The 24,470-nt window shown below is 70.7% G+C and carries 19 protein-coding genes and 1 pseudogene; all 20 read left to right on the forward strand.

The window, feature by feature from the left end; translation table 11 throughout:
- Positions 1-160 precede the first annotated feature (160 nt).
- The 20 genes and pseudogenes from GTY56_RS29415 to GTY56_RS29505 all read left to right on the forward strand — a co-directional run bounded on the left by GTY56_RS29415 (position 161) and on the right by GTY56_RS29505 (position 24,397).
- On the forward strand, positions 161-976 hold the full coding sequence (locus GTY56_RS29415; protein ID WP_161368337.1) for a phytanoyl-CoA dioxygenase family protein: 816 nt from the start codon (positions 161-163) through the stop codon (positions 974-976).
- Positions 973-4,320 (forward strand): non-ribosomal peptide synthetase, encoded by a 3,348-nt coding sequence (locus GTY56_RS29420; protein WP_161368338.1) that lies wholly within the window; start codon positions 973-975, stop codon positions 4,318-4,320. Before GTY56_RS29415 ends, GTY56_RS29420 begins: the two co-directional genes overlap by 4 nt.
- A gap of 26 nt (positions 4,321-4,346) precedes the next feature.
- Positions 4,347-4,571 (forward strand): MbtH family protein, encoded by a 225-nt coding sequence (locus GTY56_RS29425; protein WP_161368339.1) that lies wholly within the window; start codon positions 4,347-4,349, stop codon positions 4,569-4,571.
- Positions 4,564-5,532, forward strand: a complete 969-nt coding sequence (locus GTY56_RS29430; RefSeq protein WP_161368340.1) for a TauD/TfdA family dioxygenase — start codon at positions 4,564-4,566, stop codon at positions 5,530-5,532. Before GTY56_RS29425 ends, GTY56_RS29430 begins: the two co-directional genes overlap by 8 nt.
- A 28-nt stretch (positions 5,533-5,560) precedes the next feature.
- Complete coding sequence (locus GTY56_RS29435; protein WP_161368341.1) at positions 5,561-10,228, forward strand: non-ribosomal peptide synthetase; 4,668 nt, start codon at positions 5,561-5,563, stop codon at positions 10,226-10,228.
- A 2-nt stretch (positions 10,229-10,230) separates the two neighbouring features.
- Positions 10,231-11,040 carry a class I SAM-dependent methyltransferase gene (locus tag GTY56_RS29440; RefSeq protein WP_161368342.1) on the forward strand — a complete coding sequence of 270 codons (810 nt, stop codon included), beginning with the start codon at positions 10,231-10,233 and terminating at the stop codon, positions 11,038-11,040.
- A gap of 30 nt (positions 11,041-11,070) precedes the next feature.
- Positions 11,071-11,739 (forward strand): phosphopantetheine-binding protein, encoded by a 669-nt coding sequence (locus GTY56_RS29445; protein WP_161368343.1) that lies wholly within the window; start codon positions 11,071-11,073, stop codon positions 11,737-11,739.
- Positions 11,740-11,763: 24 nt separating this feature from the next.
- The gene (locus GTY56_RS29450) at positions 11,764-12,702 is read left to right on the forward strand and encodes a cysteine peptidase family C39 domain-containing protein (protein ID WP_161368344.1); all 939 of its coding nucleotides are present in this window, start codon (positions 11,764-11,766) and stop codon (positions 12,700-12,702) included.
- Complete coding sequence (locus GTY56_RS29455; RefSeq protein ID WP_202510893.1) at positions 12,699-12,992, forward strand: acyl carrier protein; 294 nt, start codon at positions 12,699-12,701, stop codon at positions 12,990-12,992. Before GTY56_RS29450 ends, GTY56_RS29455 begins: the two co-directional genes overlap by 4 nt.
- Positions 12,989-14,182 (forward strand): acyl-CoA dehydrogenase family protein, encoded by a 1,194-nt coding sequence (locus tag GTY56_RS29460; RefSeq protein ID WP_161368345.1) that lies wholly within the window; start codon positions 12,989-12,991, stop codon positions 14,180-14,182. The genes GTY56_RS29455 and GTY56_RS29460 overlap by 4 nt, the downstream gene beginning before the upstream one ends.
- Positions 14,179-15,048, forward strand: a complete 870-nt coding sequence (locus GTY56_RS29465; protein ID WP_161368346.1) for an aminoacyl--tRNA ligase-related protein — start codon at positions 14,179-14,181, stop codon at positions 15,046-15,048. Before GTY56_RS29460 ends, GTY56_RS29465 begins: the two co-directional genes overlap by 4 nt.
- Before the next feature lie 75 nt (positions 15,049-15,123).
- Positions 15,124-17,655, forward strand: a complete 2,532-nt coding sequence (locus GTY56_RS29470; RefSeq protein ID WP_161368347.1) for an alpha/beta fold hydrolase — start codon at positions 15,124-15,126, stop codon at positions 17,653-17,655.
- Between the two features lie 5 nt (positions 17,656-17,660).
- Positions 17,661-18,896: an MFS transporter gene (locus tag GTY56_RS29475; RefSeq protein WP_161368348.1), complete on the forward strand. Its 1,236-nt coding sequence runs from the start codon at positions 17,661-17,663 to the stop codon at positions 18,894-18,896.
- Between the two features lie 242 nt (positions 18,897-19,138).
- Complete coding sequence (locus GTY56_RS40115; RefSeq protein WP_202510897.1) at positions 19,139-19,306, forward strand: hypothetical protein; 168 nt, start codon at positions 19,139-19,141, stop codon at positions 19,304-19,306.
- Positions 19,303-19,467 (forward strand): annotated as a pseudogene (locus tag GTY56_RS41225) (cation transporter); the annotation flags it as partial. The gene GTY56_RS40115 and the pseudogene GTY56_RS41225, both read left to right, overlap by 4 nt.
- Before the next feature lie 93 nt (positions 19,468-19,560).
- Positions 19,561-20,589: an N-acetyl-gamma-glutamyl-phosphate reductase gene (gene argC / locus GTY56_RS29485; protein ID WP_161368349.1), complete on the forward strand. Its 1,029-nt coding sequence runs from the start codon at positions 19,561-19,563 to the stop codon at positions 20,587-20,589.
- Positions 20,586-21,737, forward strand: coding sequence for a bifunctional glutamate N-acetyltransferase/amino-acid acetyltransferase ArgJ (gene argJ / locus GTY56_RS29490; protein WP_161368350.1), 1,152 nt, complete (start codon positions 20,586-20,588; stop codon positions 21,735-21,737). The genes argC and argJ overlap by 4 nt, the downstream gene beginning before the upstream one ends.
- Positions 21,734-22,648, forward strand: coding sequence for an acetylglutamate kinase (argB, locus tag GTY56_RS29495; RefSeq protein ID WP_161368351.1), 915 nt, complete (start codon positions 21,734-21,736; stop codon positions 22,646-22,648). Before argJ ends, argB begins: the two co-directional genes overlap by 4 nt.
- Positions 22,645-23,844, forward strand: a complete 1,200-nt coding sequence (locus GTY56_RS29500) for an acetylornithine transaminase (protein WP_161368352.1) — start codon at positions 22,645-22,647, stop codon at positions 23,842-23,844. Before argB ends, GTY56_RS29500 begins: the two co-directional genes overlap by 4 nt.
- Positions 23,845-23,851: 7 nt before the next feature.
- Positions 23,852-24,397, forward strand: coding sequence for an arginine repressor (locus tag GTY56_RS29505; RefSeq protein ID WP_033311957.1), 546 nt, complete (start codon positions 23,852-23,854; stop codon positions 24,395-24,397).
- Positions 24,398-24,470 lie beyond the last annotated feature (73 nt).

The raw sequence follows: 24,470 nt of genomic DNA on the forward strand, positions 1-24,470 counted from the left end.
CGCCCTGGCGAGTGAGTCCGCCCATGCCATCGCCGGGCCACCGCGTCAAGTCACCAAATCCAGTGACTCATCGTGGAGTTCATCACGAGGCACAGTGACAGCCGGCTGCTGCCGAGGACGGCTTGTCCCTGGCCTTACGGGAAAGGACGGTGGCTCGTACATGCTGACCGAGGATCAGATACGGCGATTCGAGCAGGACGGATACATCCTGCTGCCGGACCTGTTCGATGAAGCGGAGCTGGACGTTCTGCGCGGGGAACTCCCCGCGGTCTTCGGTGAGGCGGGTCCGCACCGAGTCGTCGAGGCCGGAGCGGGCGTGGTCCGTGGAGTGCACGGCGTCCACGAGACCAACCCGGTGTTCGGCACCCTCGTCCGCCTGCCGAGGCTCGTCGAACCGGCTCGACGCCTCCTGGACGACGATGTCTACGTCCACCAGTTCAAGATCAATGCGAAGCTCGCGCTCGTAGGTGAAGTGTGGGAGTGGCACCAGGACTACCGCTTCTGGCGGGACGAGGACGGAATGCCCACCCCTCGCGCTCTGAGCGCAGCCGTCTTCCTGGATGCCGTGGACGAGTTCAACGGGCCGCTCATGCTGGTGCCCGGCTCGCACAAGGACGGCGTCCACGATGCAACGGTCCGGGACGACGCCGGATGGGCCGACACGCTGACGGCCAAACTGAAGTACTCACTCAGCGTCGAGGCACTCGCCCGCGCGACCAGCGGGCGCGGGATCGTGGCTCCGAAGGGCTCGGCTGGTTCGGTGCTGCTGTTCCACAGCAACATCCTCCACGGCTCGACACCGAACATGTCCCCGAACAACCGCACTATCGTGCTGGTCAGCTACAACAGCGCCGAGAACCGTCTCCACGACGTGCCCGACCCGAGGCCCGAGTTCATCGCGAGCCGGAAGTTCAGCCCGGTGACGACGGTCCAGGACGACGCGCTCCGTCCGCTCGGAACCCCTGTCTCGGCATGACGACGGGTGACGGCAGCCACGAGCGCCGGATCGAAGAACTCATGGCCCTGCGCGGATTGCGCCGCCCCGCGGCCGAGCGCTCCGCCGGATCGCCCGGCCTGTCGCGCGGGCCCCTGGCGCCGGGGCAGGAGCGGCTGTGGATGCTGGACCAGCTGCATCCCGGAAGCTGCCAGTACAACATCCCGATGGCCTGGCGCATCGAAGGCGACCTGGACGAGGACGGACTGAGTCGCGGTCTGCGCGAGCTGTGCCGTCGGCACGAGGCCCTGCGCACCGTGTTCCACGTGCGGGACGGCCGGCCGGAGCAGCGGGTCGTCGACGACCTTCCCGTTCTGGTCGTCGAGGATCTGGGCTCCGTCGCGCCGCAGGAGCGTCACCGGGCGGTCGCCGACCGGCTGCGCGCCGATGCCGGCACACCCTTCGACCTGACCGCCGGACCTGCGGTACGCATGCGGCTGTACCGGCACGACGACCACACGCGCACCTTGTCGATCACCGTGCACCACATCGTGTTCGACGACTGGTCGTCGACCGTCCTCGAGCGCGACCTCGCCGCCCTCTGCCGAGCCGCGGGGGCCGGCGGCCTCGAGCATGCTCAGCCGCTGCCGACGCGGTACCTGGACTGGGTCGTGCGGGAACGGGAGCGGATCCCTTCCGCGGAGCAGCTGGAGTACTGGCGCACCCGGCTCGACGGGGCTCCGGCCACCATCGAGCTGCCCGTCGACTCCGCGGCGGGCGACGGCCCGGCACCGGCCCTCCAGGAGACCGTGGCCGTGGCACAGGAGGACATCGAGAGCCTGGACCGGCTGGCCCGTTCGGAGGGCGCGACCTCTTTCATGGTCATGCTCGCGGCCTGGTCCGCGCTCCTGCACCGTGCGAGCGGACAGACCGACCTGGTCATCGGCACCCCGTACGCACTCCGGGAGTCGGCCGACACCCACGAGCTGATCGGGTTCTTCCTCAATACGCTGGCCCTGCGCACGGACCTCGCAGGCGATCCGAGCTTCAGACAGCTGCTGGCCCGTACGCGTTCCACGGCGACGGACGCCTTCGCCCGATCCGACGTTCCCTTCGACTCCGTGGTGCAGGCCCTGAGTCCCGAACGGGCCGGGGCCCGGCATCCGCTCTTCCAGGTCTGGTTCGCCACCGACAGCGCGGACGGGGCCGGTCTCGACCTGCCGGGCGTCACGTGCACCCGGATCCCACTCGACGGCGGTGAGGCCAAGTTCGACCTGGCGCTGTTCGTCACGCACCGGCCGGACGCCACCGAGCTGGTGCTCGAGTTCGACAGTTCCCTGTTCGAGCGCGCGGCCATCGCCTACCTCGGACGGCAACTCGGCCGGCTGATCACGTCGATCGCGGCCGAACCGGACCTCCCCCTGTCGGCACACGACCTGTTCGACCCGGGCGAGCGGGAGCTGGTGCTGCGGACCTGGAACGCCACCGACCGGCCGTACCAGACGCCGGCGCTCGTCCACCACTGGTTCGAGCAGCAGGCGGCGCGCACCCCCGACGCCACCGCGGTCGAGTTCGGTGACGAACGGGTCACGTACGTCCAGCTCGACCGGCGAGCGGACGCCGTGGCGCAGGCGCTGCGCAGGGCCGGCGCGGGCCACGGCGTGTACGTCGGCATCGCCCTGCGCCGTTCCGTGGACATGGTGGCGGCCGTCCTCGGCACGCTCAAGGCGCAAGCGGCCTATGTGGCACTGGACCTGAGCCATCCCGAGGAGCGCGTGGCGCTGCTCCTCGAGGACACCGGCGCGCCCGTCGTCCTTGTGGACGGTACGACCGCACAGCGACTGCCGCACACTCCGGCCCGGCGCATCGACATGGCCGGGATCCCCCAGGAGCCGGATGCGGGCGGCGCCCCCGGCGGGCCGGGAGCGACGGCCGGTTCCGTCGCCTACGTCACGTACACCTCGGGCTCGACAGGCCGGCCCAAGGGGATCCTGATGTCGCATCGCGCGGTCGGCAATCTGGTGGCGTGGCAGCTGGACCGGTACGGCCCATGGCAGCCCGGCTACCGCACCCTGCAGTTCGCGTCCCTGAGCTTCGACGTGTCCTTCCAGGAGATCTTCAGCTCGCTCGCCACCGGCGGCACGCTGGTGCTGATCACCGAGGACGAGCGGCGCGACGTCCACGGTCTGGCCGCCCTGCTGAACCGGCGCCGGGTGCAGCGGCTGTTCATCCCGGCGGCCGCCCTTCAGCAAGTCGCCGAGGGCTTTCGGGCGTCAGGCCTGCCGCCCCGCACGCTGGACACGGTGATAGCGGGTTCCGAGCAGCTCGTCGTCACGGATGATCTGCGCGAACTGTTCGCCGCCCTTCCCGAGGGACGGCTGCACAACGAGTACGGTCCGTCGGAGACCCATGTCACGACCGCCCACACCCTGCCCGCCGACCCCGCACAGTGGCCCTCCTGGGTACCCATCGGGCGGCCGATCGCCAACACCCGGGTATACGTGCTGGACGCACAGCGCAACCCCACCCCGGTGGGTTCCCGCGGTGAGGTGTACATCGGCGGCATCGGGCTCGCGCACGGATATCTGGGACGCCCCGACCTCACCACCGCGGCGTTCGTACCCGATCCATACGCTCCGGAACCGGGCGCCCGGATGTACAGGACGGGCGACATCGCGCGTCATCTGCCGAACGGAGACCTGGAGTTCCTCGGTCGCACCGACGGGCAGGTGAAGATCCGCGGCTTCCGGGTCGAGCTGGGCGAAGTGCAGGCCAACCTGGACGCCCACCCCGGTGTCAGGTCGGCGTTCGTCCGTGTGGACGGGCAACGTTCGGACCAGCGGCGGCTGGTGGCCTATGTCGTCCCCGCCACCGGGCAGGAGCTCGACGCGGCCCGGCTGCGCGCCTTCCTCCAGCGGCGGCTGCCCGACTACATGATCCCCTCGGCCTTCGTGCTCCTCGACCGCTTCCCCCTGACGGTCAACGGCAAGGTCGACCAACGCGGGCTTCCCGAACCCGATTTCGCCGCACACGGTGCCGCGGACACCTTCGTGGAGCCGCGTGACGCCCTGGAGAAGGAGATAGCCGCCGAGTGGGAGGCCCTCCTCTCGGTTCCCCGGGTCGGCCGCGACGACGACTTCTTCTCGCTCGGGGGGCACTCCCTGCTGGCGACCCGGCTCCTGTGGTCCCTGCGGGCAAGGCTCTCCGTCGAACTCGCCCTCGGCGAGTTCTACCGGCTGCCCACCGTGGCGGGTCTCGCCGGCAGTGTGCGGCGGGCACAGGCGGACCGGCCCGCCACGGCCGATGGAGCCTCCGATCCACCGCAGGGGGCCGAGCAGCGCCTTGACGCCCTCTTCGACGACTTGCTGGGGCCGGCCGACCGGTGACGCGCCCTTCTAAGGAGAACGAATCCATGACCGAAAAGGCGGCCACGGCCGCGCCCCTGTACTCCGTAGTGGTCAACGACGAGGGTCAGCACTCCATCTGGCCCGCCGGACGGGAAGTGCCGCTCGGCTGGACCGTCCTGGGGCGTCCGGCCGACGAGGCGGCGTGTCTGGCGTACATCGAGGAGAACTGGACGGATCTGCGACCGCTGTCGGTGCGCGGAGCCGGGACGTCCGAGGTGACCGATGGCTGAGTTGACGGCCGGTCTCGATCTGGAACTCGACGACGACGAGCGCCGGCTCGTGACGGAGCTGGCTGCGAGCCGCAGTGGACCGCAGCCGCACGACTACTTCCGTCAGGCACCCGTGCTCGCACAGGAATTGCCCCTTCGTCTCAGGCAGGCCCTGGTCGGCATGCGGCAGCGGGAAGACGCCGCCTACGTCCGGGTGACCGGGCTGGCGGTGGACGACGAAGCCATCGGGGGCACGCCCGGCAGGTGGCGTGACAGCTCGGCGCAACACCGCACCTGGCTGCACGAGAACCAGCTCGCCCTGCTGGGATCCGTGCTCGGGGAACTGTTCGGCTGGAGCAGTCAGCAGGACGGCTCCGTGATCCACGACGTGCTGCCGCTCCAGGAGTTCGAGGACCAGCAGATCAACTTCGCCAGCCGGGAACCGATCTGGTGGCACACCGAGGACGCCTTCCACACCTATCGGCCGGACTACGTCGGCCTGATGTGTCTGCGTAACCCCCAGCGTGCGGCCACCACGGTCAGCTGCGCATCCGACTGGGACCTCACCGATCCCAAATTCGATCTTCTGTTTGAGGAACGCTTCCGGCAGCGGCCCGACCAGTCGCACGGAGATGCGATCGAACCGGCCAAGCCTCGGGCGCTGCTGAGCGGAGAGCGCAGCCGTCCGTTCGTCTGCGTGGACCCGTATTTCCTGCAAGCACCCACGGACGGCGCGGTGGCAGAAGTCCTGCGGAGCTTCTACGACGTGGTGGACGGCGCGCTGCGGCAGGTGGTGCTGGAGCCCGGACACGTACTGATCGTGGACAACCACCGTGCCGTGCACGGACGGAAGCCGTTCCGCGCCGCCTACGACGGCCGCGACCGATGGCTCAAGCGGATGTCCGTGAGCAGGGACCTGCGCCGCTGCTGGCCCGCCTGGACCGCGCAGTCACGTCAGGTGCTGGACAGCAATGACCACTGATGGCCGGCGAATCACCAAGGAGACGAGCGTGACGAGGTCCGCCGATTGGACATCGGTGATCGAGGCGTTCACGGCGCAGCGCACCGCGCGGCCCGGGGCGACGGCGGTCGACGGCGACTACGGAACATGGTCCTTCGAGCAGCTGGGGACGATGGCGGATGCCGTCGCCGCGCACGTACGGGCAAGCGGGGAGCTGCGTTTCGGTTACCTCGGGGCACGTGACCCGCGGTTCCTCGCGGTGGTCCTGGGCGTGCTGGGCAGCGGGGCCGCCTACGTTCCGCTGGATCCCTCCTGGCCGGCCGCCAGGATCGCCGAGGTGGCCCGTGAAGCGTCGATGGGCGGTGTCTTCGTGGACGCCGACCACCTCGCGACCGCGTCCGCCGCGGGGCTGTGCGACGTGGTCCGTATCGATGACGTGACGGCCCGCCCCGCGGGCTCGGTACCCCGGCTGTCATGGTCGGGGAACGCACATGACCTGGCGTACATCGTCTTCACCTCAGGATCGACGGGCCGCCCGAAAGGGGTGCTCACCGAGCACGTCGCCCTGCTCAACAACTGCCTGGGTGTCGCCGAACGGTGGGAGCTCACCGAGGACGACCGGGTGCTGCAGTTCACCCCGCTCGGCGTGGACATCACGCTGGAGGAGGCGTTCTCCGCGTGGGCGGCGGGAGCCGGCGTGGTGCTGATGGACCCTGCCGCCGCGACCGATCTGGCCCGCTTCAGCGCTTTCCTCGCCGGACACGAGGTCAGCGCGCTCGACCTGCCCACCTCCTTCTGGACCACGTGGCTCGCGGCGGTCGAGGCGGCAGACGTGCCCCCACCGCCGGCCACCGTGCGCGCAGTGGCCGTGGGCAGCGAGGAGGTCGACTCGGAGGACATAGCACGGTGGCATGCGGCCGCCGGCCCGCACAGCCGCGTCTTCAACATGTACGGGTCCACCGAGCAGGCGATCACCTCCGTCATCCACGGCCCGCTCGCTCCGGGGGACCCCCTCGGCACCGGGGTCATCGGAACGCCGCTGCCCGGCGTCCTGGTCTACGTACTCGACGAGCAGTTGCGGCCTGTGCCTCCGGGAGTCCCTGGCGAGCTGTACGTCGGCGGTCTCGCCGTCGCCCGTGGCTATGCCGGGCAGCCCGGCCGGACGGCGGCCCGATTCCGGCCCGACCCGTTCGCCGGCGTGCCCGGAGCCCGGATGTACGCGACGGGAGACCGTGCGGTGGCCCTCACCGACGGCAGCTTCCGCTTCGCCGGACGGATCGACGGGCGGCTGAAGATCCGCGGCTTCACCGTCCAGCCCCACGAGGTCGAGACGGTACTCACCGAGGTGGCAGGGGTGGAGCGCGCCGTGGTCACGGCCGAGACGGGCCCCGACGGCCGGGACCGGGTGGTCGCCGAAATCTTCGCCACCGTCGCCGAGGACGGCGTCGAAGCGCTGGTGCGCACCCTCGCCGCCGGCATCGCGGACCGGTTGCCCGCCCCCTCGCACCCGCAGGTGTACACGGTGCACGTCCCGGGTGCGAACGAGCCCCGGACGCTACGCCCGATGAGCGCCCCCGCGAGGTCCGGGACCCCGGGCGCCGGCGAGAGCCCCCAGCACCTCGCGATCGCTGCCGCGGTCACCGGCCTGTGGCAGGAGCTGCTCGGTCCGCAGCGCATCGGCCCCCATGACAGCTTCCTCGACCTGGGCGGTAACTCCCTCATGGTCACCCAACTGCTGACCCGGTTGCGCAGCCGGCTCGGTGTGGAGCTGGACTTCGCCCGGTTCTTCGAGGCGCCCACGGTCGCCGCGGTGACCACGGCCGTCCTGGAGTCGGCCGTCGACATGACCGAGGTCACCGGATCCGTCGGCGGCGGCGCGGACATCGTCCGCACCACGGCTCTCGAAGGCCCGTGCTGGCCGGGACAGGAGCGCATGTGGTTCCTGCAGCGCCTGGCGCCCGAATCGGCGGCGTACAACCTGCCCCTCGCCTTCGAGGTGACGGGCCGTCTCGATCCACGGGCCCTGCGCGCCGCGGTACACACCGTGGTCACGCGCCACGAGCCGCTGCGTACCGCGATCCGCTTCGACGGCGGCTCTCTCGTGCAGAGCGTCCGTGACGCGGACGTAAGGATCGAAGTCGCCGATGGCGAGGGATCGGTGGAATCCGAGCTCACCCGCCCGGACGGCTTCGTCGCCGGGTTTGTCGCCCGGCCTTTCGCACTGGACACCGGCGAGGTGTTCCGCGCTGCGGTTCTGAACTGTGCCGACGACGCGCGGTTGCTGGTCTTCGTCGTGCACCACGTGGCGTTCGACGAATGGTCGGCCGGGCTGTTCGTCGAGGAGCTGACGCGTGCCTACGCAGCGGCCGTCCGCGGCGCCGACCCCGAGTTGCCGACGCTGGGCATGCGTTACCTGGACTTCAGCACCTGGCAGTCCGGCGAGGAATTCCGGCGCCACGCGGACCAGCAGCGGGAGTTCTGGCGGGAGTACCTGAGGGGGCTGCCCGCGACCACGGAGCTGCCCGCCGACCGCGAGCCCACCCGGCAACCGAGCGGCGTCGGCGCGGCGAAGGCGTTCGTCATCCCCCGTACCGAAACGGCCAGACTGGGTGCCCTCGCCCAGCGGGAGGGTGTCACCCGGTTCCAGACACTGCTCACCCTGTTCTCGGTGTTCCTCGCCCGGCACGCCGGGCAGTACGACCTGGCCGTCGGCGTGCCCACCGCACGGCGCGGGCACGAGGAGCTCGAGCTGCTGATCGGACTGTTCGTGAACACCCTGCCGGTGCGGGCCGTCCTCGACGACAATCCGCGGTTCGCCGAAGCCGTTCAGCGCATCAGCAAGAGCATGCTCGCCGCCCAGGCCGCCGGTGCCCTGCCGCTGGACGAGATCGCACGCGCCGCCGGTGCGCACAGCGCCCCCGGGCGCAATCCGGTCTTCCAGACCATGTTCCTGATGGACGAACAGCGGATCGGCGTACAGGAGCTCGCCGGAGCCCGGCTGCGCCCACTGGAGGTCCCCGCCCGCACCTCCACCCTCGACCTCACCCTGATCCTCGGTGAGAGCGACGGACAACTGGACGGCAGGCTCTGGTACTCCACCGACCGCTTCGACGAGGAGACTGCGGACCGCCTGGTCGCGACCTTCCTGGCGCTGGTCCGGCAGGTGGTGGCCGACCCGGACCTGCGGGTCAAGGACCTGGACTTCGTACGCCCGCAGGACCGCGCGCTGGTCGCCGGTCCCTCGCGCGGGGACGAGCCCCGCCCTCCGCTGGCGGTACGGATCGCCGAGACCGCCCGGGCACACCCGGAGCGGATCGCGGTGGTGGACGGCGCACAGTCGCTCACGTACGCCCAGTTGATGCGGCTGGTCGACGACATCCGGGGCAGGCTCCTCGCGGCCGGGGAGGCCGGCGAGTTCGTTCCGCTCGTGCTTCCGGGCGGCGTGGCCATGCTCGCATCCATGATCGCGGTCAACAGCATCGGGCGGGCCTTCGTACCGATCGACCCCGAGTGGCCCGCGGAGCGCACGACGGCCGTTCTGAGGGACCTCGCCGCACCGTTCGCTGTGGTGGCAGAGAGCGGCGGCGACCTCGCGGGCGGGACACGGTGCGTGCGGGTTCCGTCGCGGCCGCTCGGCGAACACGGCCCGACGCCCTGGCAGCTGACCGCCGACGACACCGGCCGTCCGATGTACGCGATCTACACCTCGGGCTCCACCGGGCGCCCCAAGGCGGCGATCGTGCCCCATCTGGGCGTCGCCAACCGCATCGCCTGGATGGACCGCGAGTTCGGCGAGCAGGCCGCCCAATCCGTGCTCCAGACCACCCCACCGGTGTACGACAGCTGTGTCTGGGAGTACTTGTGGCCGCTCACCCAGGGCGGCCGGACCGTCCTGTCCGGACCAAGGCTGCAGGCCTCGCCCGCCCGACTGGCCGAGGTCATCGCCGGCAACGAGGTGCGCACCATCGACATGGTGCCCAGCATGCTCGACGGTCTGGTGCGTCATGCCGCCGGGGACGCCGCGGGCAGGGCCGCCCTCACGAGCCTGCGCGTGGCGATCGTCGGCGGCGAGGAGCTGGGGCGCGACCTGGCCCGGCGCTTCGACGAACTCGGCCTCACCGCACGGCTCTACAACCTGTACGGGCCGACCGAGGCGAGCATCGGGTCGATGTTCCACCGCGTACGGGGCACGGACCGGGGCAGGGTGCTGATCGGTCTGCCGATCGACAACACCGGGGCCGCCGTGCTCGACGCCCGGCGCCAGGTGGTCGCGCGCAATGTGGTCGGCGAGCTCTACCTGGCCGGTGACTGCGTCGGCTCCGGTTATCTGAACAACCCCGGTCAGACTCGGCGGCGGTTCGTCGAGAATCGCTTTCCGGACGTGCTGCCCGGAACTCGTCTGTACCGGACCGGCGATCTCGTACGGATGCGGCCTTCCGGCGAGACGGAGTTCTGCGGACGCGCCGACGACCAGCTCAAGATCCGCGGAGTGCGGGTGGAGCCGGGTGAGGTCGCCGCCGCCCTGGAGTCACACCCGGGCGTCGCCTCGGCCGTGGTGATCAGCGCGCCACGGCGGGCCACGAGCGACCCGGCACAACTGCGGGTGGCGGCCCTGCTCGCCGCCGCTCCGCCCGACCTGGCCGCCGCCGCGCTGCTCCGGGTGACCGGATCGGACACCTCGGCGGACCTCCTGACCACCACCGAAACGGAGGGCTGACCATGTTGCGTCGGTACAAGGACTTCACCATCGAACTGGGTTTGCACCGCGAGTCGTTCATCGCCGCCCCGCGGTCCGAGCAGCAGCGCTGGGTGGTGCACCGGGCGGTCGACGAGCTGGCCGAGCAACTGCGGCACCTCGACGTCATCGCTCCGGACTTCGTCGACGGCACGACGCGCGGCGAGATCAACGCGGAGTGGCACGACAGCGAGGCCGACTACCACGACGGCCAGCTGATCATCGAGGGCCAGCAGGTCATGCAGGACTGGGAGGAATCCCTCATGCGCCGCATGGCCGAGAAGGTCGGTGCCACCCACGGGGACGTCCTTGAGATCGGCTTCGGACTCGGCCTCTCCGCGACCTTCATCGAGGAGCAGGACGTCAGATCGCACACCATCGTCGAGTTCAACGACGAGGTCCTCGCCAGAGCGCGCGCCTGGGCCGCGGAGCGGCCCGACGCGGACATCGAGTTCATCCAGGGCAGCTGGCAGACCGTGCTGCCGCAGCTCGGGGACTTCGACGGGATCTTCTGGGACGCGTTCCCCACCAGTGAGGACGAGTTCGACCAGTACGTCCTGCGGGACAGCACCGTGGCCGAGGCGTTCTTCTGCGAAGCGGCAGCCCATCTGCGGCCGGGTGGCGTGTTCACCTACTACACCAACGAGCGCGACTCGCTCAGCCGCCGGCACCAGCGGAGTCTGCTGCGCTACTTCAGCTCCTTCGCCGTGGAGGTCGTGGACGGCCTGGCCCCGCCCGTGGACTGCCAGTACTGGTGGACCGACCGCATGACCGTGGTCACGGCCACCCGCTGATCCGCCGATCCCGCCAAGAGGAGAACACCCATGCCATCCCGCATCGACGGGCTTTCGCAGGCTCAGCTGCAGGAGCTGGAGCGGCTGCTCACCACCACGAGCACGGAGGCAGCGCAGCCCGAGGAGGCCACGGAACGCGAGGAGAGCGAGCTGGTCGCGTACTTCGTTCCCGAGGGACCGCCCCCCTCGACCGCGGAACTGCGGGCGCATGCCGCCCGGATGCTGCCCGCCTCGCATGTGCCGGTCCGCTTCGTGGCCGTCGCCGAACTGCCCAGACTCACCGGCGGAAAGCTCGACCGGCGCGCTCTGCTGCGAGCGGCGGCGCTCGCGGAGGAGACCACCGAAGCGGACGTGCCCGCCGGGGAACCCTCGGACGACGTCGAGCAGTGGCTGGCCGGGGTGTGGTCCGCCGTACTCGACGTACCGACGCCCGCTCTCGACGCGGACTTCTTCGCACTCGGCGGCAGTTCACTGCGCGCGGTGCAGGTTCTCGCACGGGTCGAGACCGTTCTCGGTGTCGAGCTGCGCCTGGCCGCCTTCTTCGAGCACCCCACGCTGAGGTCGTTCGCCGCGATGGTGCGCGACCAGTCCGAACGGGTGCCCGGGTTCGCGGAGATCGTCGCCGTCGCGGCGGAGGTCTACGCGCAGGACGCTCCCGGTTCCGCTCCGGTGGACGCCCCGCTGACGCCGACGCACTGACCACACGCAAGGAGGAGACTGAGGATGGCTGACGACAACCTGCTCGCGCCGCTGTCGCTGCCGGCTCCCAGGTACACCGGAGAAGCCCCGTTCGGGAGCTGCTACCAGCAGTCCGTGGCCAATCTGCTCGCCTGGCGAGGGCTCGCGGACGCGGCGGACTCCATCGGCATCGGCTGGGGCTTTTCCTGGGAGTCCGGCGAGTTCCTCGAAGGCAGCGGACGGTGGCTGTCCGCCATCCGCACGGTGTACGCGACCGATCTCGAGGACCTGCGCTTCGGGACGGCCGACGACGCGCTGGAGTTCGAGCGGGAGTCCATCGCCACGGGGCACCCCCTGGCGGCCGCGGTCGATTCGTACTTCATCCCCTCGCCGTTCCAGAAGCACCACCACATCACGCACTGCGTGCTGGTGACCGGCGCCGACGCTGCCGGCGTCCAGGTCGTCGATCCGATGAACAACCCCACACCCACCTGGTACGGGACCGAGGACTGGATCGAGATGAGGTCGGCCCCCTGCGCACAGCGGGCGCGCACCTTCCGGGTCCGCAGCGGACCGGACGGGCGACCCGGGCCCCTTCGCCTCGCGCACGCTCTCGCGGACGATCTGCGCGGTGGGCAGGACAGCGATCCAGCCACCTTGGCCGCGTACCTCACCGCGTGTGAGGAAGGGGCGGTGGCCGGGACGCCGGACGTGAGCGGGGTGGCGGCGGAACGGCTGTACCTCGCGCGGTTCCTCAAGGCGCTGGCAGCGCACCTGCCCGCACTGCATCCGGTGGCGGAGGCCGTGTCCGCGCTGGAGCGGCGCTGGTACCTGGCGCACACCCTGGCCATCGAACCCGGGGGTTTCCCGCGCGAGCGTCATCTCAGGCTCATCCGCGACCTGGGCGAGCGAGAGCTGGAACAACGGCAGCGCGCCATCGCCCTTCTGGAGGCGCTGCCCCACGACATCGAGGAGAACGTGTGACATCCGTACCCGAACGCTGCGAACAGGTGGTCCGCGCCCAGCTCGCCGCCCACGCCGAACTGCACCCGGCGGCCGACCAGCTGGCCCGCACGGACGATCTCTACGACCACGGACTCACCTCGCTGGCCTCGGCCCGGATCATGCTGGCGGTCGAGGGTGAACTGGGCATCGAGTTCCCGGAGCGCTTGCTCGGCAAGGCGCTGTTCTCCAGCATCGGGCGGCTGACGGACGCGTGTGCCGAACTGGTCGACGCCCGCAGTGGCTCCGTCACCCGCGGGGTGGCCTCATGACCTTCGCAGCCCAGCCCGCCGCCGCGGTGCGCACCCCGCTGACCTTCGACGCGGCGCGGGCCGCCCTGGCGGAGCACGCCGACCTCCTCGAGCAGGAAGCGGTCAGGGCCGACCGAACCGCCACCGTGCCCCAGGCCTCCATCGACGCCCTGCGCACCGCGGGGTTGTGGTCGGCCGCGATTCCGCAGGAGTTCGGCGGCCACGGCCTGGGAGCGGTGGAGCTCGCCCGGCTCGGCATGCAGTTGGGCGGACATTGCTCCGCCACGGCGATGATCTGGGCCATGCACCAGCTCCAGGTGGCCTGCCTGGCCGGGTCCGCCACCGGACAGCCGGTGCTCGCCGACTACCTGCGGCGGGCAGCAGCCGAGCAGCTCCTGATCGCCTCCGTGACGTCCGAGGCGGGTATCGGCGGCAACCTGCGCGCGAGCAGCGCGGCGGCCGTACGGCTGGGGACGGAGGTCGAGTTCGAGAAGCAGGCGACGACCGTGTCGTACGGGGCGGTCGCGGACGCCTTCCTGATCTCGCTGCGCAGGGACGAGACGGCTTCCGCGTCCGACCAGGTACTTGTGCTGGCCGAGCGGGCGCAGCTGGATCTCCGGCAGACCGGAGGCTGGAACACCCTCGGCATGCGCGGCACGGGCAGTCCGGCGTTCCTGGTCCGCGGCACGGTCCCGGCCGACCAGGTGCTCGCCGAGCCGTTCGGCTCCATCGCCGCGCGGTGCATGGTGCCGCTGTCGCATCTGCTGTGGGCCGGCGTCTGGACGGGCGTCGCGAACGACGCCATCCGGCGAGCGGCACGGTTCACCCGGGCCAAGGCACGATCCGCGGCGCGGGCCGGGAACCCGCACACCGACGAGCGGCTCGGTCAGGCCTACGCCCGACTGCGGCTGCTCCAGGGCGCGGTACTGCACTTCGCCAACGAGTACGCCGACCGGGGCGCCCGCGAGGACGACAGCAGCCTCACCGTGCAGGCAAACGCCCTCAAGACGGCGGTCTCGGTGGATGCTTCCCGGATCGTCGAGGGCGCCCTGGAAATCTGCGGCATGGCCGGATACTCCGAGGACGGCCCGTACTCCGTGGCGCGACACATCCGCGATCTCTACTCGGCCCGGCTGATGGTGTCCAACCGTCAGATCGACCTGGCCAATTCCGACATGCTGCTCTTCGGCGAGAGGATGTTCCAGCAGTGACCACGGCGACCGGCAGTGCCCAGGGATCCGCGCAGGGCGAGGGCCGGGGAGACTGGGTGAAGGAGACCGGCATTCCCGGGGCCTTCGGTTTCACCGAGCCCTTCGAGGCGGTGGTGAGCGATGTGCGGACGGCGCTCACCGGAGTGGGGCAGGACGTGACGCACGGGCCGGTCTGGTACCCGCCGCTCATGGCCACCGCACGGGTCGAGCGTTCGGAGTACGCGGAGTCCTTCCCCCACCTGCTCGGAACCGTACACGCGTTCCGCGACGATCAGCTCGGCACGCCCGAAGGGCCGCAAGACGCGCGCCGGCCCACCGATGCGGTACTCGCCCCCGCGGTCTGCTACAACGTCTACGCCGAACTCGCCGACCAGGTGCTGACCGGGCTGCAGACCTTCGACGCCGCCGGCTACTGCTACCGGCACGAGGCGACCAGCGAGACCGGACGGTTGCGGGTCTTCCGGATGCGCGAGTTCGTCGCGGTCGGCGCGGCGGAGGCGACCGCCACCTGGCGGGACGAGTGGATCGACCGCTGCCAGGCGTTCTTCACCCGTCTCGGCCTGCGGGTCGACACCGTGTCGGCGACCGACCCGTTCTTCGGTCCGGGAGGCCGGCTGATGCGTTCCACCCAGCTGGAACAGGGTCTGAAGTACGAGTTCGTCGCCAAGGTCTCCGGCCAGGACAGCGGCACCGCCATCGCGTCCGCCAACCGTCACCGGGACCACCTGGGCCGTCGGTTCGGCATCGGCGTCGAGGACGGCCGCACCGCCCACAGCTCCTGCGTGGCCTTCGGTCTGGAACGCATCGCACTCGCGCTGGTCCACGCGCACGGCGAGGACCGCAGGAACTGGCCCGAGATCGTGTAGGCGCTGGCCCCCCGGTCCTGGAGGATCGGGCGCGAATTCCGGACGGCATGCGAAACGAGCGAGCAGGGACATGGGATGGGAACCGACCGATACGAGCGCTTCACACGCCTGTCGCTACAACAGCGCCAGGCACTCCTGGCCCGGACAGCCGAGGACCCAGCACTGGCCGACCAGATGCGGCTCTCCGAAGCGCAGCGGCGCATGTGGTTCCTGGAGCGCCTCACCTCGGGAAGAGCCCTGTACAACCTGCCGTCCGCGCACCGCTTCCGGGGCGAGCTCTCCGTGGACGCCCTCCGGTCGGCGCTCGGGGAGCTGACCCGCCTGCACGAGATGTTGCGGATGCGGTACGCCGATGTGCTGGGCGAGCCGCTCCAGTTGCCCTCGGGCAGGCCGCTGGACCTCCGCGTGATCGACCTGCGGGGGAGGGACGCCGACGCCCGCGAGGCGGAGGTCCGCCGCCAGGCCGAACAGGACGCGCGAGAACCGTTCGTGCTGCTCGGCGGGCCGCTGGTGCGGGCCACCGTTCTCCAGGTGGCCGATGACGACCACGTACTTCTGCTGAACCTGCACCACAGCATCGGCGACGGCTGGTCACTCGGGTTGCTCTACGACCAGCTCGCCCAGCTGTACGAGGACTTCACCCACGGCCGCGAGCCCTCGGTACCCGCGCCCAAGGCCGGCTATCTGGACCACTCGGCACGTCAGCGCCGATGGCTGGGCACGCCGGATGCCGAACAGAGCCTCGCCTTCTGGCGTGCCGAGCTGGCCGGAGCTCCGGCTCTGCTCGACCTGCCGAAGGACGCGGTGGAGCCGGGGTGTATGCCAGGGGACGGCGGTGTCGTGTCGATGGATGTGCAGGCCGCGTCGGCCGAGTCGTTGCGGAACCTGGGCCGCCGCGAGGGCGCCACGCTCTTCATGGTGATGCAGAGCGCGTACGCCATGGTGCTGCGGCGCCACTGCGGTGACGAGGATCTCGTCATCGGCTCCTCGGTCTCCGGGCGTGATCACCCGGACACCGCGGACGTCGTGGGCCTGTTCGCCAACACGGCGGTGTTCCGCGTCCGCGTCGACGCCTCCGCCACGTTCCGTCAGCTCCTCACCTCGGTGCGAAGCACGGCCCTGAACGTCTACGCGCACCAGGACGTTCCGTTCGACTGGCTCGTCGACCAGCTGAAGGTGCCACGGATCCCCGGCCGCAACCCGCTCTTCTCGGCGTACCTCTCCGTGGAGGGCTTCTCCGAGCACACGGTGCGACTCGGCGGGCTCATCGGCGAGGACGTGGAGGCGCACGGCGCCACCTCCTGGTTCGACGTCAGCTTGTGGGTCGGCGAGCGCCAGGACGGAAGTCTCCGCCTGGACCTCACCTACGCCGCCGACCGACTGGCCCCCACAACCGCTCGGGCCATGCTCGACGATCTACGGGATGTTCTCCAGGCAGTGGTGCTCGACCCGGAGGCCCGCCGCGTGGACGAACTGGCGCCCGTGCTCGAGCGCACCGAGCCCGAGCTCACCGACGAGGCCGCACCGGCGGGCCGGCAGTCCGTCGCCGAGGGGAAGGCTCCGTCCACCGCGATGCAGCGCGTGGTGGCGGAGACCTGGGGCGAACTCCTCGGACGGGCGGAGATGTCCCTGACCGACGACTTCTTCGATCTCGGCGGCCGCTCGATCGTCGCCCTCCAGGCCGTCGCGCGGCTGAACGAGATATGCGGCACCGATCTGCACCCCGTGGAGCTGTTCGAAGCGCCGACCGTAGAAGGCTTCGCCCGGCTCCTTTCCCGGACCGGGGCGCGCTCCTCCGCGGGACTGCGCACCATCCGTCCCGGCTCGGGCCAGGTCATCGTCTGTCTGCCGCCGGTCGGCGGAGACATCCTGTGCTACGCCGGTCTGGTGATGGCCCTGGACACCGGGCGACCGGTGTACGCGGCGGCCATGCCGGGCCTCCACGATGACGCGGCCCCGCTGCGCTCGGTCTCCGAACTGGCCGATCACTACCTTGAGTTGCTGCGGACCGAAGGGCTGATCGCCCCAGCGGCACCGCCGACCCTGATCGGCTGGTCCATGGGCGGGCTCATAGCCATGGAGATGGCCTGCGTACTCGACGCCGCCGCGGCGGCCCGGCCCGAGGTGGTGCTGATCGACAGCCCGCCCCCGGGGCCGGCGGACCGGGAACCCGACCTGGTGGAGGAGTTCAGCGGCTATCTGTCGGCCGCCGTGGGCCGCGCCGAGACCACGACCTCGCGGGAGTGCCCCGATCACGCGACGCTCCGGGCCTGGGCCCGTGACCTCGAGATCATCGGCCCGGAGATCGATGAGACCCGCTTCCGTAGGCTCATCGAGCTGTTCCGCACCAACGTGAGAGCACTGGACGAGGACCGCATCCCGCCGTACGGCGGCCCGGTGCTGTACCTGGCGGCCGCCGACGACGCGTCGGAGCGTCGTTGGGCCCCGTGGCAGGCGGCCCTCGGGCCGGGACTCGAGGTCAGAGCGGTACCCGGAAACCACTTCAGCATGATGGCGCGCCCTCATGTCGCCGAACTGGCAGGACGGATCGGGCAGTGGACCGATCTGTCGTCCGGCGGCGGGGCGCGCGACGGGAGGACATGGTGAGCGGCATGGGAGCGGAGTTCCGCAAGCTGTGGGTGGGCAGTGCGCTGTCCAACCTCGGGGACGGCGTCAGCTTCGTCGCCATCCCTCTGCTGGCGGCGACGCTGACCGATCGGCCCGAGCTGGTGGCGGCGCTCTCCACGGCATACGCCCTGCCCCGGTTGCTGGTCTCCGTGGTCAGCGGAGCGGCGGTGGACCGGCTGGACCGGCGCAAGGTGATGGCGGGTGTCAACATGGCCCGGGGCGCCGTGCTGGCCGTGCTCGCCCTGCTGGTCTGGCTCGACATGGCGTCCATCTGGACGCTCTACGGCGTGTTCGTCGTACTGGGCCTGCTTGAGACACTCGCCGATGTGTCCGCCTTCTCCGTGCTGCCCACCGTCGTCACGGCCAAGGACCTGGACCGCGCCAACAGCCGGCTGGCCGGCGCCCAGACGGTGTGTGACGAGATCGCCGGACCGCCGCTGGGCGGCCTGCTGTTCGGCATCGCCGTGACCCTGCCGATCCTCTTCGACGCCGCTTCCTTCATGGTCGCCGCGGTGTGCTTCTGGTGGCTGAAGGGGGACTTCGCCCCCCGCCGGGCCGCCGTGGACGGTCCGGGCCCGAGCATCGCCCGGGAGATCGGCGACGGGCTGCGCTATCTGAAGGAACACCGGCTGCTGCGCGCGCTCGCTGTGATGTCACTGGCGGCCAACCTGGCGTACATGCTGCCGTTCTCCGTGCTGGTGCTCTTCGCCACCAGGACCCTCGACCTCAGCCCGACCGGATACGGGGTCATCCTGACGGTTTCCGCCGCCGGCAGTCTCGTCGGCAGCGCAGCCGCCCCCAAGGTACGTCGATTCCTGGGCACCGCGGGAACGATCGGCGGCACGCTGCTGCTGGGCGCCGCGGCCTACGCGGTGATCGCCATGACGGACTCCGTCGTGCTGGTCACAGCCATGCTGGCGGTCTACTTCTTCTACACGTCGGTGTGGACCATCACGGTCACCTCCCTGCGCCAGGCGCTGATTCCGGGTGAACTGCTCGGCCGGGTGGCCGGTGCGAGCAGGACCTTCAGCCTCGTCGGCCTGCTCGTCGGCTCTCTGTCCGGTGGGTTCATCGCCGCTGCGTACGGGCTGCGGGCCCCGTTCTGGTGCGCGGGCGCGCTGCTCGCCCTCACCGCGGTGATCACCCTTCCGCTGCTCGGCCGCTGGCTCGGCACCCACGAAGAGGCGCAGCCGGAGGAAGGCCTGGTACCGAGCGAATGACGACGACGTCACCCGCGCGGTCCGAGTCTGCCGGGGCGTCCGCGACTACGCCGAAGCCCTGCACCCCGGGTGTGACCGACGATGTCAGTTGGCGGATCACGGTTCGAGCTGTGCAGGTCAGCCGGCCGTGAGTGCGCTCGTCCCACGCCGCGGCGGGAGTCGTCGCACTCGTGGAGAGGTGTCCCCGGACGCTCTCCACATGCACGCCGTGTGGCACCAGGACGCCGAACAGGAGCACGGCCATGGCCGGCAGGCAAGGTCAAGGGCGTCGGCAGCCCTCCTGCCAGGGTGTCGTCGCCAAGGCCCTGGGCGGCGGCCTGGGCGAGATCACCGCGGTCGACGTCGAGATCGGCACCGGCCTGGTCACGGTGACGACCGGCGCCGAGTCGAGCTCGCCATCGGTGGCATGACCTGCGCCACGTGCGCCGCCCGGATCGAGAAGGAGCCCAACCGCATGGACGGGGTCGAGGCCACCGTCGACTACGCCACGGAGAAGGCCAAGGTCACCTTCCCTGAGGACGTCGGTGTCGGGGACCTGATCTCCACGGTGGAGGCCACCGGCTACACCGCCCTCGGCCGCACCGGGAGCCCGTCGCATACGGAACAGCTGATTGCATAAACGTGCAAGGAAACGTATAGTCATGCCCTCTAAGGAGGAGGATCCATGGCGGTACGTGCGGCAGTGGCCGGAGCGAGTGGGTACGCGGGCGGGGAACTGCTGCGTCTGCTCCTGGCACACCCCGAGGTCGAGATCGGCGCCCTCACCGGCAACTCGAACGCGGGGCAGAGGCTCGGTGCGCTCCAGCCGCACCTGCTGCCCCTGGCCGGGCGAGTGCTTCAGGAGACCACCCCCGAGATCCTCGCCGGTCACGACGTCGTCTTCCTCGCGCTGCCGCACGGGCAGTCCGCAGCCGTCGCCGAACAGCTCGGCCCGGACGTGCTCGTCGTCGACATGGGCGCCGACTTCCGGCTGACCGACGCCGCCGCCTGGGAGCGGTTCTACGGCTCCCCGCACGCCGGAACCTGGCCCTACGGCCTTCCCGAACTGCCGGGCGCCCGCGCTGCGCTGGAGGGGTCCAAGCGCATCGCGGTGCCCGGTTGCTACCCGACCGCCGTCTCCCTCGCCCTCTTCCCGGCGTACGCGGCGGGCCTGGCCGGACCCGAGGCCGTGATCGTCGCCGCGTCGGGCACGTCCGGCGCGGGCAAGGCGCCCAAGCCGCACCTGCTCGGCAGCGAGGTCATGGGTTCGATGTCCCCCTACGGCGTCGGCGGCGGGCACCGGCACACCCCCGAGATCACCCAGAACCTCAGCGCGGCCGCCGGGGAGCCGGTCACGGTGTCCTTCACGCCGACCCTCGCGCCGATGCCCCGCGGCATCCTCGCCACGTGCAGCGCCAAGGCCGCCGACGGCGTCACGGCCGAGTCCCTGCGCGCCGTCTACGAGAAGGCCTTCGCCGACGAACCGTTCGTGCACCTGCTCCCCGAGGGCCAGTGGCCCGCCACGGCGTCCGTCCACGGTTCGAACGCCGTTCAGGTGCAGGTCGCGTACGACGCGGACGCCGGACGGATCATCGTGATCAGCGCCATCGACAACCTCACCAAGGGCACCGCGGGCGGTGCCGTCCAGAGCATGAACATCGCCCTGGGTCTCGACGAGACCACCGGACTGACGACGATCGGAGTTGCGCCGTGAGTGTGACGGCAGCAAAGGGATTCACGGCAGCGGGCATCGCCGCCGGGATCAAGGAGAACGGCAACCCCGACCTGGCCCTCGTGGTCAACACCGGCCCCCGCCGTGCCGCCGCCGGCGTCTTCACCTCCAACCGTGTGAAGGCCGCGCCGGTGCAGTGGTCCGAGCAGGTCATGAAGAGCGGCCAGGTGTCCGCCGTCGTCCTCAACTCCGGCGGCGCCAACGCCTGTACCGGACCGAAGGGCTTCCAGGACACGCACGCGACGGCGGAGAAGGTCGCCGAGGTCCTGGGCCGGGGCGCCATCGAGGTCGCCGTCTGCTCCACCGGCCTCATCGGCCTCCTGCTCCCGATGGACAAGCTGCTCCCGGGCGTCGAGACCGCCGCCGCCCAGCTCTCCGAGCACGGCGGCGAGAAGGCCGCCATCGCCATCAAGACCACCGACACCGTCCACAAGACGTCCGTCGTCACCAAGGACGGCTGGACCGTCGGCGGCATGGCCAAGGGCGCGGGCATGCTCGCCCCCGGCCTCGCCACCATGCTCGTCGTCCTGACCACCGACGCCGACCTGGAGAACGAGGCCCTGGACAAGGCGCTGCGGGCGGCCACCCGCACGACCTTCGACCGGGTCGACTCCGACGGCTGCATGTCCACCAACGACACCGTGCTGCTGCTCGCCTCCGGCTCGTCCGAAGTCACTCCCGCGTACGAGGAGTTCGCCGAAGCCGTACGGCAGGTCTGCGACGACCTCGGCCAGCAGCTCATCCGCGACGCCGAGGGCGCCAGCAAGGACATCAAGGTCGAGGTGATCAACGCCGCGAGCGAGGACGACGCCGTCGAGGTGGGCCGCTCCATCGCCCGCAACAACCTCCTCAAGTGCGCCATCCACGGCGAGGACCCCAACTGGGGCCGCGTGCTCTCCGCGATCGGCACCACGTCCGCCGCCTTCGAGCCCGACCGGCTCAACGTCGCGATCAACGGCGTCTGGGTGTGCAAGAACGGCGGCGTCGGCGAGGACCGCGAGAAGGTCGACATGCGCTACCGCGAGGTGCACATCGTCGCCGACCTCGCCGCCGGGTCCGAGACCGCCACCATCTGGACCAACGACCTCACCGCCGACTACGTCCACGAGAACAGCGCGTACTCGTCATGAGCAGTGGAGCGACACGCAAGCACACCGCGCTGCCCAAGGCGCAGATCCTCATCGAGGCGCTGCCCTGGCTGGTCCGGCACAACGGCAAGACGGTCGTCATCAAGTTCGGCGGCAACGCCATGATCGACGAGGACCTGAAGGCCGCCTTCGCCCAGGACGTGGTGTTCCTGCACCACGCCGGCCTCAAGCCCGTCGTCGTGCACGGGGGCGGGCCGCAGATCAGCGCCGCCCTCGACCAGCACGGCATCGTCAGCGAGTTCAAGGCGGGCCTCAGGGTGACCACCGAGGACGCCATGGACGTCGTACGGATGGTGCTGGCCGGTCAGGTCCAGCGCGAACTGGTCGGGCTGCTCAACCAGCACGGGCCTCTCGCCGTCGGCCTGACCGGCGAGGACGCGCACACCATCACCGCCACCAAGCACCAGCCCGAGATCGACGGCGAGCTGGTCGACATCGGGCGGGTCGGCGAGATCACCGCGATCGACACCGGCGCCATCGAGGCCCTGCTCGCCGACGGCCGCATCCCGGTCGTCTCCTCGATCGCCCGATCCCAGGACGACGGACATGTCTACAACGTCAATGCTGATACGGCGGCTGCGGCACTCGCTGCTGCACTGGACGCCGAAACCCTCATGGTCCTCACGGACGTCGAGGGCCTCTACGAGGACTGGCCGCACAGCGACGAGGTGATCAGCCGCCTCACCGCCACCGAGCTGGAGCGGCTGCTGCCGGACCTGTCGTCCGGCATGGTGCCGAAGATGGAGGGCTGCCTGCACGCCGTGCGCAACGGTGTGACCACCGCCCGCGTCATCGACGGCCGGGTCCAGCACTCGATCCTGCTGGAGATCTTCACCGACGAGGGCATCGGCACGATGGTCGTGCCCGACGAGCAGGAGGGGGACGCCGTATGACCGCCCAGCAGGAGTACACCGAGCGGTGGCAGGGCGCGCTCATGAACAACTACGGCACCCCGCTGCTGCCCCTGGCACGCGGGGAAGGCACCCGCGTGTGGGACGCCGACGGCACCTCCTACCTCGACTTCGTCGGCGGCATCGCCACCAACGCCCTCGGCCACGCCCACCCGGCGGTGGTGGAGGCCGTCACCCGGCAGATCGGCTCCCTCGGCCACATCTCCAACTTCTTCATGGCCGAGCCGACCGTCGCCCTCGCCGAGCGGCTGCTGCGCCTCTTCGGCCGGGACGGCAAGGTCTTCTTCTGCAACTCCGGCGCCGAGGCCAACGAGGCGGCCTTCAAGATCGGCCGGCTGACCGGCCGGACCCGCATCGTGGCCACCGAGGGCGCCTTCCACGGGCGGACCATGGGCGCCCTGGCCATGACCGGCCAGGCCGGCAAGCGCGAGCCGTTCCTGCCGCTGCCCGGCGATGTCACGCACGTGCCGTTCGGCGACGCGCAGGCCCTGGCTGCGGCGGTGACCGAGGAGACCGCGCTCGTCATCCTCGAACCCGTCCAGGGCGAACTCGGCGTCATCGTCCCGCCGGCCGGCTACCTCAAAGCGGCCCGGGCCATCACGGCCGCGACCGGGGCGCTCCTCGTCCTCGACGAGGTGCAGACCGGCATCGGCCGGACCGGGCACTGGTTCGAGTACCAGGCCCACGAGGGCGTCCTGCCCGACGTCGTCACCCTCGCCAAGCAGCTCGGCGGCGGGCTGCCGCTGGGCGCCACCGTGGCCTTCGGGCGCGCGGCCGACCTGCTCCAGCCCGGCCAGCACGGCACCACCTTCGGCGGCAACCCGGTCGCCTGCGCCGCCGGGCTCGCCGTCCTCGACACCATCGAGAACGAGGGGTTGCTGGAGAACGTCAAGCGGCAGAGCGAGAGGTTGCGGGACGGAATCGAGGGCCTCGGTCACCAGTTGATCGATTTCGTCCGGGGGACGGGGCTCCTCCTGGGTATCGTGCTGACCGAGCCGCTCGCGCCCCAGGTGCGCCAGGCGGCTCAGGAGGCCGGATTCCTGGTGAACGTGCCCGCCCCCGACGTCGTCCGGCTGATGCCGCCGCTGAACCTTCGCGACGACGAGGTGGACGCGTTCCTCGGGGCGCTGCCCGGCATCCTCCAGGCAGTCAGCGGGGACGGACGATCCGGGGAATGAGACGACGATGAGCCAGGCGCAGGACCACGAGCAGCCGGGGGCGAACGGGCCCGCCGTGCCGCAGACCCGCACCGCCCGCCACCGCCGGATCGTGGACATCCTCAACCGGCAGCCGGTCCGGTCGCAGAGCCAGCTGGCGAAGCTGCTCGCCGACGACGGACTGAGCGTCACGCAGGCGACACTCAGCCGGGACCTGGACGAGCTGAACGCGGTGAAGATCCGCAACGCCGACGGCGACCTGATCTACGCGGTGCCCAGCGAGGGCGGGTTCCGCACGCCCCGGGCGCCGCTGGGCGGGTCGGCGAAGGAGGAGCGGATGCGGCGGCTCTCCCAGGAGCTGCTGATCTCCGCGGAGGCCTCGGCGAACCTCGTGGTCCTGCGGACCCCTCCGGGGGCGGCCCAGTTCCTGGCCTCGGCCATCGACCAGGCCGAGCTGCACGACATCCTGGGGACGATCGCGGGTGACGACACGTTGCTGCTGATCAGCCGGGAGCCGACGGGCGGGCAGGCCCTGGCCGACCATCTGCTGAGGCTGGCGCAGAACGGGCACTAGGTCGTGTCCGCAATGTCAGGGCAGCCAGAGTTGTAGGCAGGCGATGGTGACCAGGGCCTGGTAGTGGCGGGCG

This window comes from Streptomyces sp. SID5643, from assembly GCF_009872555.1.
GTDB classification, from domain to species: Bacteria; Actinomycetota; Actinomycetes; order Streptomycetales; family Streptomycetaceae; genus Streptomyces; species Streptomyces iakyrus.